The sequence below is a fragment of the Pseudomonas sp. 10B238 genome, from assembly GCF_000970615.1.
Lineage (GTDB): Bacteria > Pseudomonadota > Gammaproteobacteria > Pseudomonadales > Pseudomonadaceae > Stutzerimonas.
Map to the genome: position 1 here is coordinate 120,916 of NZ_KQ033927.1, position 13,007 is coordinate 133,922.

Here is a 13,007-nt window from a genome sequence, read left to right on the forward strand (position 1 = left end):
CGCTGCTTCTGTGCTCGGTCCGGCCTGCAGCTATGGCCCCAATACCATGACGTCCGCCCAGACCGCCGCAGCACGCATAGCCGAACTGCGCAGCGAAATCGACGCCCACAACTACCGGTATTACGTGCTCGACGAGCCCAGCGTTCCTGACGCTGAATATGACCGCCTGTTCAATGAACTCAAAGCACTCGAAGCCGAGCATCCTGAGCTGGTCAGCCCGGACTCGCCTACCCAGCGCGTCGGCGGCGCGGCGTTGGCGGCCTTCGGCCAGGTCCGCCATGAGATGCCAATGCTCAGCCTGGGTAATGCATTCGAAGAACAGGACCTGATCGACTTCGATCGTCGCGCCCGGGAAGGCCTGGATCTACCTTCAGGCGACCTGTTCGGCGGTGGTGTCGAGCTGGAATACAGCTGCGAGCCCAAGCTCGACGGTCTGGCCGTAAGCCTGCTTTACGAAAACGGCAAACTGGTGCGAGGTGCGACTCGCGGTGACGGCAGTACCGGAGAGGACATCAGCGCAAACGTACGCACAGTGCGCAATATTCCGCTGAAGCTCCACGGCGACGGCTGGCCCGCGGTGTTGGAAGTCCGTGGCGAGATCTACATGCCCAAGGCAGGCTTCGAGGCGTTGAATGCACGTCAGCTAGAGGCGGGTAATAAGCCGTTTGCCAACCCGCGAAACGCCGCCGCGGGCAGCCTGCGCCAGCTGGATTCAAAGATAACCGCCAACCGGCCTCTGGAGCTCTGTGCCTATGGCATCGGCCGCAGCGACGGCGATTTGCCTGATACCCATATCGGCATCCTCGAGGCGCTCAAGGGCTGGGGCTTGCCGATCAGCCGAGAGCTCAAGTTGGCCAAAGGCGTGCAGCAATGCCGCGATTACTACCAGGCCATTGGGGCGAAGCGCGACGCGCTGCCTTATGAGATCGACGGCGTGGTGTTCAAGGTCAACTCGACGGCTCAGCAACGCGAGCTGGGCTTTCGTGCTCGCGAGCCACGTTGGGCGATCGCGCACAAATTCCCAGCACGGGAAGAAGTGACCGAACTGCTCGATGTGGAGTTTCAGGTCGGCCGCACGGGCGCCATCACGCCGGTTGCGCGGCTGCAGCCGGTACAGGTCGCCGGCGTGACGGTATCCAATGCCACACTGCACAACATGGATGAGGTCGCCCGGCTGGGTGTCATGATCGGCGATACGGTGATCGTGCGTCGCGCCGGTGATGTCATTCCGCAGATCCTCGGGGTCATTCCGGAGCGCCGGCCCGACAGTGCGCGTGCTGTGCATGTGCCGGAGCACTGTCCTGTTTGCGGCTCAGCCGTCGAACGCACCCAGCTGATCAAGCGCAGCAAGGGGCGGGAGTCGGTAAGTGAAGGTTCGATCTATCGTTGCGTCGGCCGCCTGGCCTGTCAGGCTCAGCTCAAGCAGGCAATCATCCATTTCGTCTCCCGCCGGGCCATGGACATTGATGGCCTGGGTGACAAGATTGTCGAGCAGTTGGTCGATGCGGGGCTGGTCAGTTCGCCGGCGGATCTCTATTCCCTGAGCTTCGAGCAAGTTTTGGCATTGGAGGGCTTCGGCGAGGTTTCGAGCCGCAATCTGCTCAAGTCGATCGACGCCAGCCGCAAGCCGTCCTTGGCGCGCTTCGTCTTTGCCCTGGGTATCCCGGATGTTGGCGAAGGCACTGCGAAATTGCTGGCGCGTGCCTTGGGGTCGCTGGATCGCATCAGTCGAGCATTGCCCGATGTGCTGGTCTATCTGCCGGATATCGGCCTGGAGGTGGCACACGAAATCCACAGTTTCTTCAACGATGACCATAACCAGTCCGTCATCGCGCAGTTACGCACGCGCGGTGTGCAGCTGCAGGAGGAGGGCGACGTGCATCCTGAGTTCGCCGCTTGTGCGACGCTCGCCGGATTGCTCGACAAGCTGAATATCCCCTTTATTGCCGCCACCGGCGCCCAACGTCTCGCCGATCGTTTCGGCAGTCTGCAGAACATTATCGAAGCCGACTGGCTGGACCTGCGTCAGGTTGAACGGCTCAACGAAAAGGCGGCCCGCGCACTGCGCGACTATTTCGACGACCCGGTAAATGCTGCGCGTGCTCGTGCCATCGAAGCCCAGCTGAAGGAATTCGGCATGCATTGGGAGAGCGAAAGAAAGGCCGCGGAAGGCTTGCCGCTGGCCGGCCAGACTTGGGTGCTGACGGGCACGCTGGAAAGCATGAGCCGGGACGACGCCAAGGCAAGGCTGGAAGCCTTGGGCGCAAAAGTTTCAGGCTCAGTCTCGGCGAAGACAAGTGTCGTGGTGGCTGGGCCGGGCGCCGGCTCCAAGTTGGCTAAAGCCAACGAACTGGGGCTGGAAGTGGACGACGAAGCGTCCTTTCTAAAGCGCCTTGCCACCCTCGAAAGCTAGCCGTCAATCGGTGCGCGGCTGGGGCCTGCATGGCAGGTCCCGCTACGTGGCCATGTAAGCGAAGGTCGCCCTGGTTGCTAACGGGGCGCCATTTGTCCACTGATTTACGCGTCCGGTGAAGCGGGCAAAACAGCGCTAACTTGGCCTTGCGCTATCACTGGCCGCGGTATTCGCAGCCACTGGTGCAGGTTTCATGGATGCGTATCCGCGAGAGCTCCGGTAACAACGGCTTCAGCTCGTTCCAGATCCATATCGCGAGATTTTCGCTGGTCGGGTTGTCGAGGCCCGGCAGATCGTTCAGATAGTGATGGTCGAGCCGTTCGTAGATGGGGTTGAAGATCTGCTTGATCTCGCTGAAATCGCGAATCCAGCCTGTCTGGGCATTCACCTCGCCCTCGAGATAAATCGCGACTCGGAACGAGTGCCCGTGCAAACGGCCACACTTGTGCCCATCGGGTACGTGGGGCAAGCGGTGCGCGGACTCGAAGGTGAACTCTTTGAATATTTCCACTGATGCATCCGGATAAGGGCGAAAGGCGGCATTCTACTGGTTTATACTCAGCTGTCGTTGCTGGACAGCAGCCTGCAAGGTGCAACTTCACCACTGCTTGCGCGGTGCTTTTGACACTCCCTCGAGCTTGGGGCAAAGTGCCCGGCTTTTTATCGGCGTTCGCCGCTTTCGGGGAGTTGAAATGAATGCAGTGGTAGCGGCAGTCGGCATCATGCTGATTCTCAGCCTGTGCAGGGTCCATGTGGTGGTGGCGCTGATTGCGGGCGCTCTAGCTGGCGGCGTTTTAGGTGGGTTGGGGCTGGAAGGGACCCTCGCCGCGTTCAACAAGGGGCTAGGTGGTGGCGCGACGGTAGCGCTTTCTTACGCTTTGCTGGGTGCGTTCGCTGTTGCGATCGGCAAGAGCGGGTTGGCCCACGCGCTGGCTGATCGTGCACTGGCCATGGTAGGCAAACGCGAATCGGAGTCGGCTGGAGCCGTGAAGTGGTTGATGATCGGGCTGCTGCTGGCGGTCGCTGTGTCGTCGCAGAACATCCTGCCGATCCATATCGCCTTCATCCCGCTGCTGGTGCCGCCGTTGCTCTACGTGCTGAGCAAATTGCAGATCGACAGACGTCTGATTGCTTGCGTGCTGGCGTTCGGTCTGGTCACACCCTACATGTTCCTGCCGGTGGGCTTCGGCAGCATCTTTCTGCACGAGATTCTGCTGGCGAACGTAGCCAAGAGCGGTGCCGACATCACCGGGATCAAAGTAAGCCAGGCCATGTTGATTCCGGCTATCGGCATGCTGACCGGACTGCTGATCGCCATGTTCAGCTACCGCAAGTCGCGAACGTACGACCTGACCAAAGTCGACCAGTCAAAGGCGATCAGTGTCAGCTACAGCCCGCTGACCTTGTTGGTTGCAGGGCTAGCGGTCGCAGCCGCTTTTGTTGTTCAGCTGTGGTTGGACTCGATGATCATCGGTGCGCTGGTCGGTTTCGTGACGTTTTCCGTATCCGGCGTGGTGCGCTGGAAGGAGGCCGATGACCTGTTTACCGAGGGCATGAAGATGATGGCCATGATTGGCTTCATCATGATTGCTGCAGCGGGATTTGCCGAAGTGATGCGCGAGACCGGCGAGGTGAAAATCCTTGTCGATGCGTCTGCTGCCTGGATTGGTAACAGTAAGGCTGTCGGCGCGCTGCTGATGCTACTGGTGGGGTTGCTGGTCACCATCGGCATCGGTTCCTCTTTCTCGACAGTGCCAATCATCGCAGCGATCTTCGTACCGCTCGGGTTGGAGCTCGGCTTCAGTCCGCTGGCAATCGTCAGCCTGGTGGGCACGGCTGGTGCGCTCGGAGATGCCGGTTCGCCAGCATCGGACTCGACACTTGGCCCAACCGCCGGGTTGAATGCTGATGGCCAGCACAACCATATCTGGGACACCGTGGTGCCGACCTTCCTGCACTACAACCTGCCGCTACTCGCATTCGGCTGGATTGCTGCAATGACGCTCTAACGCTTCCCAGGTGCCATACGCGTCGTTGCAACGGCGCGTTCACTCCATCTCTATCAGCACTCCTGACGACAATCGCTGACTAACGGATACAACCGCAGCGATAGGATGCATTCGTGAAATCAACCCTTGAGCAGAAAGTCTTTCTTGCTCTGTTGCTCGTCGTGAGCATTGCCTTCGGCTGGATACTTTATCCGTTCTACGGGGCGGTATTTTGGGCCGTCATTCTGGCAATCATCTTTTCGCCGCTGCAACGCCGCTTGCAACGCCATATGGGGTACCGGCGAAACCTGACAGCGATCATTACCTTATTGGTTTGCCTGATCGTTGCGGTGCTCCCAGTGATTCTGATTACCGGTCTTCTGGTCCAGGAAGGTTCGTCACTCTACCAACAGATGGAAAGTGGTGAGCTTGACGTCGGCCAGTTCGTGGGTGGGATGAAGAACCTGCTGCCGGACTCGCTGCAGCAGCAGCTGCAACGCTTCGGTTTTGGCAATCTGGATCAGATGCGTGAACGCCTTGCCAGTGGCGCGTTGCAGGGCAGCCAGTACCTTGCGACCAAGGCGTTCAGTTTCGGACAGGGCACCTTTCAGTTCCTCGTCAGCTTTTTTGTGATGCTGTATTTGCTGTTCTTCTTCATCCGGGACGGGCGCGAGCTGGTTCTGAAAATCCGCCGCGCGCTGCCGCTAAGCGATAACCAGAAACGCAGGCTGTTCAGCAAGTTCACCCGGGTGGTTCGCGCCACTGTCAAAGGCAACATCGTGGTGGCAGCTACTCAGGGATTTCTCGGCGGGGTGATCTTTGCGATTCTTGGGATACCGGCATCGTTGCTCTGGGGCGTGCTGATGGCGTTTCTATCCTTGCTGCCAGCAATCGGTGCCGGCCTGATCTGGACGCCGGTTGCGATCTACTTTCTGGTGCAGGGTATGGTCATCCAGAGCGTGATCCTGACGCTCTACGGGATTCTGGTGATTGGCCTGGTAGACAATTTCCTCAGGCCGGTCCTGGTGGGTAAGGACACCAAGATGCCTGACTATCTGGTGCTGATCTCGACGTTGGGCGGTCTCGCCCTGTTTGGCCTGAATGGCTTCGTCATAGGGCCGCTGATTGCTGCCTTGTTCATGTCGTCGTGGGCCTTGTTCATCACCCCTGACGCTAAACCTACACCCGAGTAGGCGTCCGGCGGAGCCGGACGCCGCTCTTGGGCTAGAGAATACGCCCGCCATCGTCACGCGTGATGATCACCGTCGCCGAACGCGGTCTGCGGCCAGGGCCGTCGGGCCAGGTGCTGGTGTATTCCGTTGGCGTTGATCCTTCCCCTGGGTGCTGGATGTTCACAAACAGCGTGCGGAAGTCCGGAGTAGCGGTGATACCGGTCACTTCGGCTCCCAGGGGTCCGACCAGGAAGCGTTTGGTCTCGCCGCTCTTCGGGTCCGATATCAGCATCTGGTTGTTGCCGAAGGGGCCGCTTCTGAGCTGACTTCCGCTCATGTCGGTCTGGATCCAGAGTCGTCCTTCCTCGTCGAACCAAAGCCCGTCCGGGCTCGCCATGATGTTTTCGTCAGTCAGTGGCCGACCGCGCGGATCTCGGCTGTCACTCTCTGGCCCAGCGAGCAAATACAGATCCCACTGGAACTGCGTGCCAATCTGATTCTTGCCCAGCTCACGCCAACGGATGATGTGTCCGGTGGGGTTCGGCGCGCGAGGGTTGGCTGCGTCGGCTTCCTCCCGCGAGCTGTTGTTGGTGAGCGTGAAATACACCTCACCGGTGTCCGGATGAACGGCGCCCCACTCAGGGCGGTCCATTTTAGTCGCGCCAACGACGTCCGCTGCCAGACGAGTATTGATCAGTACTTCGCCCTGATCGGCAAAGCTGACGTTTGCTGCAGCGCATGCCTGCTGGAAGGCCGCGTCTTCGATATCCAACGCTAGCCAGTCGCCGCTGCCGTCCGGGTTGAAGCGCGCGACGTATAGAGTGCCATCGTCGAGTAGCCGGCCGTCGCTGCGCTGCGGGCGGTACTTGTCGCGACTGATGTACTTGTAGATGTATTCGTTCTGCGAATCGTCGCCGGAGTAGCAGACGAGCGGCCAGCCCGGTTTGGTAGGTGCAAACACCAAGCCCTCGTGGCCAAAGCGGCCCAGCGCAGTGTGCTTGACCGGAGTTGAATCCGGGTCGAAGGGGTCGATTTCGACAATCCAGCCAAACGTATTCGGTTCGTTACGATAGTCGGCTCGCGCGTCTGCGGCTGTCGTGGTCGCATCGAAACGCTCGAATTCGTCGCCGCGGACCGTCTCCCAGCCGTAACGCCCGCTCGAACGAAGGCCGTAGCGCTCCAGGTGGCGAGGCAATTCAGTGTCGCGCACTGCGAAATAGCCCGCCCAGTTTTCTTCGCACGTCAGGTAGGTGCCCCATGGCGTGTAGCCATTCGAGCAGTTGTTCAGCGTACCGCGGGTCGACGTACCGCTCGGGCTGTAGCGGGTTTGCATCAGCTCATGGCCACGAGCCGGGCCTTCGATATGCATCGGCGTCGCGCCGGTTATGCGGCGGTTGCGTGCGGATGGCAGTACCGACCAGTCTCCCTGAGGCCCACGGCGTACCTCGACGACCGAAACACCGTGCGCGTTGATCTCCTTGCGCACTTCATCGGCATCCACGCGTTTGCCATTGACCACCGTTGGGCCGTTGGGATGCAGCAGCGGGGCATCAATGTACTCATGATTCAGTACGAGCAGACCGTGATCACTTTTACGGCCCTTGAAGCGTGCGTCCATCGGGAAGAAATGCATGCCGTCGTGATGCATGCCGGTCTGCTGAGCCTGGTCTTCTGCACTGTTGCTGGCGTCTTCCAGAAAAGCGGGGTAGCTACCGCAGATTGGCGTGCCCCACGGAATGAACGTCTTGGCGGAAAAACCGGCGGGCACGGTGATGGTGTCGGCGCGGGTTACCGGCACTGCACCAAAGGGGAGGCGATTACGAAGCTGGAAGGGCTGGCCACTGCCGATCTTAGCCGGCTCGGCTGCTCCTGCTATCGAAGGCAGGCCGCCCAGAAAGGCGAGCACACCGAACGCTGCTCCGCTCGCCACGACCTTGCGACGGCCTTGGTTAATGACATCCTGGATGTGAGGGTTGGCGGAATGGTTACTCGGCAGTTCATCGCCGTTGCCGAACAGTAAGTTTTGACTATCGTCAGTCACGGTGCAGCTCCATAGGTAATCGACGGAACTGTGACGTTATGTGCGGCTTGCGACAGCTTTATGACACAGGTTTTCGCGGTCGACGAGCGGTACGTGTTTCAGGTCTGCGGTACCATTGCAGCCGTGTTTCGGAACGGCCGCCTAAATGAACACCAGCGCTCCGCTTGCCATGTATCGGCAAGCCATCGCCCGTGAGGGCTACGTCAGTGACGCAGCTCAGCTGCGCACGGTGGAACAGCTGCAGCATTGCTACGAGACGCTGCATGGCAACGTGGCCCGTGAATTGCGCTGCGGTGTCTATCTGTGGGGACCGGTCGGGCGCGGCAAGACATGGCTGATGGACATGTTCCATCGCAGCCTTAAGGTGCCGGCGAGGCGTCAGCATTTTCACCACTTCATGCGCTGGGTACACATTCGTCTGTTTCAGCTCAACGGCACGTCAGATCCGCTACAGGCGTTAGCGACGGAGCTGAGCGAAGACGTGCGGGTGCTGTGTTTCGACGAGCTGTTCGTGGCGGATATCGGCGATGCGATCATCCTGGGCCGCCTGTTCCAAGTGATGTTCGAGCAGGGCGTGGTCATCGTTGCGACGTCCAACCAGCCACCTCATCAGCTCTATGCTGACGGTTTCAACCGCGAGCGCTTCCTGCCTGCCATCGATGCAATCGAGCGCCACATGCATGTAGTGAACGTGGACGGCGGTGCTGATCATCGCTTGCGTCCAGGCGTGGGCGAGCAGCGTTACTGGGTCCGTGATCCCCACGAAGACGGGGTGCTACGTTCGGTCTTCGACAGGTTGAACGGCGGGGCGACCGCTACGACCGAGCCGGTCCTCATCGGACGCCGGCCGCTTCAAGTTGTGTGCAGCAGCGACTCCGTACTCTGGTGTCGCTTTGCAGACCTGTGCGCACAGCCATTCTCGGCGCTGGATTTCATTGAGCTATGCGATCGCTATCAGGCGATCCTGATTGGCGACGTGCCGCGGTTGGGCAGCGAACAGCGTGAAGGACGCATCGCTCGTGGAACCGAGGATGGTGCGGCGCGGGTGGAAGCGGGGGATCGTGAGCTACCCAAGCTGGCTGCTCACGATGATAGTGTCAGGCGATTCATCGCTCTGGTGGATGAATGCTATGACCGGGGGGTGCCGCTGTATCTTGAAGCCAGGGTTGCCATGGACGAGCTTTACACCGAGGGCTATCTGTCTTTTGCCTTTCGCCGCACGCTGAGCCGATTGCGCGAGATGCAGTTGCAGCGTTTCGGTAGGGCCGATTAAGCCTCAGTCGCGGTAGAACACCTGCACGAGGTGGTAGCCGAACTGGCTTTTGATTGGACCATGCACGTCACGCAGCGGCTTTTTGAAAATCACCTGATCGATGCTGCGCACCATTTGCCCAGGGCGAACTTCGCCTAGATCACCACCTTTCTTGCCCGACGGACAGGTCGAAAACTTCCTCGCCAACACATCGAAGGCTTCGCCATTGGCGATGCGCTTTTTCAGCTGCGCGGCTTCAGCTTCGGTCTTGACCAAGATGTGGCGGGCCATGGCTTTCGGCATTGTGAATCTCCTCGGATGCGGCGGCGATTGTAGTCATCCAGCCCGGGAAACCGAAGCGGGAATCGAATGGGATCGACCGTTGGTCTGCAGACAAACCCGACGAACGGTGTTTCTGGTTGCTATATGTTAGCGCTACCATCCGGTCCACAAACATAATGTGGCACAACGATGCCGCCGGAGACCGACAGTGGATTACCACTCCCACAGCGAATTTCCCGCAAATCGCCGCGCATTGGTGGTCATGGGCGTCAGTGGTTCGGGCAAGACCGAAACCAGCCATGCCGTGGCCGATGCCTTGGGCTTTCGACACATCGAAGCCGATCATTTCCATCCCGAAGAAAACGTTGCGCACATGCGTGCCGGCACGCCTTTGTCGGATGCCGACCGGGTCGAGTGGCTGCAAAGGCTCGTCATCGAAATGCAGCGTGCCATCGACGACGACGTTGGCTTCGTTCTCGCCTGTTCTGCCCTGAAGCGCCGTTACCGCGACCTGTTGCGCGACGCCGTGCCTGGCCTGTGCTTTGCGCACCTTTCCATCGATTACGACACGGCTATCCAGCGCGTTGGTGGGCGGGCCGGTCATTTCATGCCGATTTCGCTGGTGGACAGCCAGTTCGCGACGCTCGAGTCGCCGGCAGGCGAGCCCCACGTGCTTGTGGTCGATGCCAGTCAGCCGCGAGAGCAGGTTCTGAACGAGATCACCCGCTGGATGAAACAGGACGGCGGTTTGGCTATTAATGCCAAGGAAGACCTTTCCGCGGCTCCGCTTGATAGCGCTAACAAGCGCGGCGGCGCGCACGGCGGTCAGCGCAGTAGCGAGCCTGCCAACATGGTGGATAGTCAGGATGTCGAGCCCAAGGGCGCCGAGCTGACTACTCAGCCGATCTACGGCGGCAAGTTTGCTCAGGGCTTCGACCGGATCACTGACTGGCTGATGGCAGCGTTGCTGGCCTTCATGGTCATCGTGGTGTTCAGCAGTGTTGTCTTGCGCTATGCCTTCGGTACTGGTTGGACGGGCGCAGAAGAGCTTTCGAGGCTGGCCTTCGTCTGGCTGGTGTTCGTCGGTGTGGCTTCGAGCATGCGCCGAGGCGAGCTGATGGCCTTCAGCATGATTCGTGACCGGTTTCCCCATCTGCTCCGCCGGTTGGTGGACTCGGTCAGCTGGATCATGGTCGCAGTGGCCAGTGCATTGGCCGCAATGGGCGGATGGAACCAGATGCAGTTCGGCTGGACCATCAACAGCCCGGTGGTGGGGTATCCGCTGGCCGTGGCCATGGTTCCGGTCGCGGCCAGCATGGTTGCTCTCGCCGTCCTGGCGCTGATTCAGCTGGTGAATGTCTGGCGTCGACAGCCGCCGTTACCCATCGCCGAAGCCAACGTAACGGCCGATTGATCCCCGATAACAACAAGGGCATGCGCCCACCCGAGGTCCGTACATGACTGTCGTCGTCTTCTTATCGTCATTGTTTGGCTTCATGGCCTTCGGTATGCCGATTGCCTTCGCGCTGATTCTTACCGGCGCGGTGCTGATGTGGTACCTGGATTTCTGGGATGTGCAGCTGCTGGCACAGAATCTTCAGGCCGGTGCCGACAGCTTTCCGCTGTTGGCTGTGCCGTTCTTCATCCTGGCTGGCGAGCTAATGAATGCGGGCGGCATCTCGCGCCGCATCATCAACATGGCGCAGGCCTACTTCGGCCATAAGCGCGGTGGCCTTGGCTACGTGGCCATTGCGGCGTCGGTCCTGCTGGCAAGCATGTCCGGCTCGGCCCTGGCCGATACCGCCGCCCTGGCGACACTGTTGCTCCCAATGATGCGTGAGCGCGGTTACCCGCTGAGCTCGTCTTCGGGCTTGGTGGCCGCCGGCGGCATCATCGCGCCGATTATCCCGCCGTCGATGCCGTTCGTGATCTACGGCGTTGTCACCAATACCTCCATCAGCCAGCTGTTCCTTGCCGGTATGGTGCCGGGCCTGATCATGGGCGTAGGACTGGTGGTGGCCTGGACGATGATCGCCCGCCGGATCGATGAACCCCCACAGGAAAAAGCCAGCGGAGCTGAACGCCGTAAGGCGCTGGTCGATGGCGCGGCTGCGCTGATGCTGCCGGTGATCATCGTGGGCGGCTTGCGTTTCGGCCTGTTCACGCCGACCGAGGCTGCTGTGGTAGCGGCAGTCTATGCGCTGCTGGTGTCGACGCTGCTGTACCGCGAACTGAGCTGGAACGGTGTGATTGAGGTGTTGACCCGCGCCAGCCGCACCACGGCGTCGGTCATGTTCCTTTGCGCAGCGGCAATCGTCTCCGCCTACATGATTACGCTGGCCCAGTTGCCGGACGAAATCGCCTCGATGCTTGGTCCGTTGGCAGAAGATCCCAAGCTGCTGATGGTCGCCATCATGGTGTTGATGATCGCGATTGGCATGGTGCTCGACCTGACCCCGACCATCCTGATTCTCGGGCCGGTGTTGGCGCCGATTGCAGTGAAGGCCGGGATCAATCCGGTGTACTTCGGCGTGATGTTCGTGCTGATCGGCTCGATTGGTCTGATCACGCCGCCCGTTGGCACGGTACTCAACGTTGTCGGCGGAATAGGGCGGCTGCGAATGGAAACGCTTGTTCGCGGTGTCATCCCGTTCTTCCTCATCTATCTGGCCATCGTTGTTCTGCTGATAGCAGTGCCGTCGATCATCACCGTGCCGTTGGAATGGCTGCGGTGACGGACACGAGGCTTGAGCATCAACCCTTTATCCACAACAACAAAAGGTAAGTGAATATGAAACGATTTCTCATCGCGGCCCTGGCCGCCACTACGCTTAGCAGCGCTATCACCGCAGTGACCGCTCAGGCAGCCGACGATATCCGGCCACGGATGATTCGCTTTGGCTACGGGCTCAACGAAGACAGCAATCAGGGGCGCGCCGCGAAGCTCCTGGCTGAGGAGATCGCCAAGGCGTCCGATGGCAAGCTCAAGGTTCGTACCTTCGGTTCTGCCAGCCTGGGTTCTGATGATCAGATGCAGAACGCGCTGATGGGCGGCGCTCAGGAAATGATGGTCGGTTCGACGGCTACCCTGGTCGGTGTTGCCGAAGAAATGGCAGTCTGGGACACGCCGTTCCTGTTCGAGAGCGAGAAGCAGGCCGACCACGTGCTGGATGGCCCGGTCGGTCAGAAGGTCATGGATGCGCTGGAAGAAAAGGGCCTCGTTGGCTTGGCGTACTGGGAAAACGGCTTCCGTAACCTGACCAACAACGTGCGTCCTGTCGAGAAGCTGGAAGACTTCGACGGCATCAAGTTGCGCGTGATGCCAAACCCCGTGTTCATCGATACCTTCAAGCTGATGGGCGCCAACGCTGTCCCGCTGCCGTTCTCCGAGCTGTTCACGGCACTGGAAACCAAGGCAGTCGACGGTCAGGAAAACCCCTATAACACCATCCTCTCGTCCAAGTTCTACGAGGTACAGAAGTACCTGAGCGTGACCAATCACGTGTACAGCCCATGGATCGTCACGGCATCCAAACGCTGGTGGGATGGCCTGTCGAAAACTGAGCAGGACATCATCATGAAGGCGGCGCAGACGGCTCGTGATTTCGAACGTGAGGACACTCGCGCAGAAGCCCGCGAGGCCCTGGCCAAGATCAAGGAGCAGGGTATGGAGGTGAACAAGGTCAGCCCGGAAGAGATCCAGCGCATGCGGGAACAGGCTAAACCGGCCATCCAGACCGTCATCGATACGGTTGGCGAGCCTCTGTTCAATGAAGTACAGGCTGCGGTCGAGAAAGCCCCGAAGTAATCGGACGCGCCCCATGCAGGCCATGTAAAACCCAGCGAGCAATAGCGTTCG

The 13,007-nt window shown here is 60.0% G+C and carries 10 protein-coding genes; 7 read left to right on the forward strand and 3 right to left on the reverse strand.

Annotated elements, in window-relative coordinates; all coding sequences use genetic code 11:
• The first annotated feature begins 46 nt into the window (after positions 1-46).
• Positions 47-2,413 carry an NAD-dependent DNA ligase LigA gene (gene ligA, locus RT21_RS00560; protein WP_046161430.1) on the forward strand — a complete coding sequence of 789 codons (2,367 nt, stop codon included), beginning with the start codon at positions 47-49 and terminating at the stop codon, positions 2,411-2,413.
• 154 nt (positions 2,414-2,567) lie between these two features.
• On the opposite strand, the gene queD is transcribed toward ligA, so the two are convergent.
• Entirely contained in the window at positions 2,568-2,924 is a 357-nt protein-coding gene (queD, locus tag RT21_RS00565) for a 6-carboxytetrahydropterin synthase QueD (RefSeq protein WP_046161173.1), read from the reverse strand.
• Between the two features lie 181 nt (positions 2,925-3,105).
• Between queD and RT21_RS00570 the strand changes: the two genes are divergently transcribed.
• Positions 3,106-4,422 carry a Na+/H+ antiporter family protein gene (locus tag RT21_RS00570; RefSeq protein WP_046161174.1) on the forward strand — a complete coding sequence of 439 codons (1,317 nt, stop codon included), beginning with the start codon at positions 3,106-3,108 and terminating at the stop codon, positions 4,420-4,422.
• A 113-nt stretch (positions 4,423-4,535) separates the two neighbouring features.
• On the forward strand, positions 4,536-5,594 hold the full coding sequence (locus tag RT21_RS00575) for an AI-2E family transporter (protein ID WP_046161175.1): 1,059 nt from the start codon (positions 4,536-4,538) through the stop codon (positions 5,592-5,594).
• Positions 5,595-5,625: 31 nt separating this feature from the next.
• Here the strand turns inward: RT21_RS00575 and RT21_RS00580 are convergent, their stop codons facing one another.
• Positions 5,626-7,614 (reverse strand): PhoX family protein, encoded by a 1,989-nt coding sequence (locus RT21_RS00580; RefSeq protein ID WP_046161176.1) that lies wholly within the window; start codon positions 7,612-7,614, stop codon positions 5,626-5,628.
• A 145-nt stretch (positions 7,615-7,759) separates the two neighbouring features.
• Here RT21_RS00580 and zapE point away from each other — a divergent pair, with 145 nt between their 5' ends.
• Positions 7,760-8,887: a cell division protein ZapE gene (zapE, locus tag RT21_RS00585; RefSeq protein ID WP_046161177.1), complete on the forward strand. Its 1,128-nt coding sequence runs from the start codon at positions 7,760-7,762 to the stop codon at positions 8,885-8,887.
• A gap of 3 nt (positions 8,888-8,890) precedes the next feature.
• On the opposite strand, the gene RT21_RS00590 is transcribed toward zapE, so the two are convergent.
• Positions 8,891-9,169: a peptidylprolyl isomerase gene (locus RT21_RS00590; protein ID WP_045427687.1), complete on the reverse strand. Its 279-nt coding sequence runs from the start codon at positions 9,167-9,169 to the stop codon at positions 8,891-8,893.
• Between the two features lie 241 nt (positions 9,170-9,410).
• On the opposite strand from RT21_RS00590, the gene RT21_RS00595 reads away from it, so the two are divergent.
• The 3 genes from RT21_RS00595 to RT21_RS00605 are packed head-to-tail and all read left to right on the forward strand — an operon-like array spanning position 9,411 to position 12,956.
• On the forward strand, positions 9,411-10,562 hold the full coding sequence (locus RT21_RS00595; protein ID WP_046161431.1) for a gluconokinase, GntK/IdnK-type: 1,152 nt from the start codon (positions 9,411-9,413) through the stop codon (positions 10,560-10,562).
• Positions 10,563-10,605: 43 nt separating this feature from the next.
• Complete coding sequence (locus tag RT21_RS00600; RefSeq protein WP_045427684.1) at positions 10,606-11,883, forward strand: TRAP transporter large permease; 1,278 nt, start codon at positions 10,606-10,608, stop codon at positions 11,881-11,883.
• A 56-nt stretch (positions 11,884-11,939) separates the two neighbouring features.
• Positions 11,940-12,956 (forward strand): TRAP transporter substrate-binding protein, encoded by a 1,017-nt coding sequence (locus RT21_RS00605; RefSeq protein ID WP_045427681.1) that lies wholly within the window; start codon positions 11,940-11,942, stop codon positions 12,954-12,956.
• Positions 12,957-13,007: the final 51 nt, after the last annotated feature.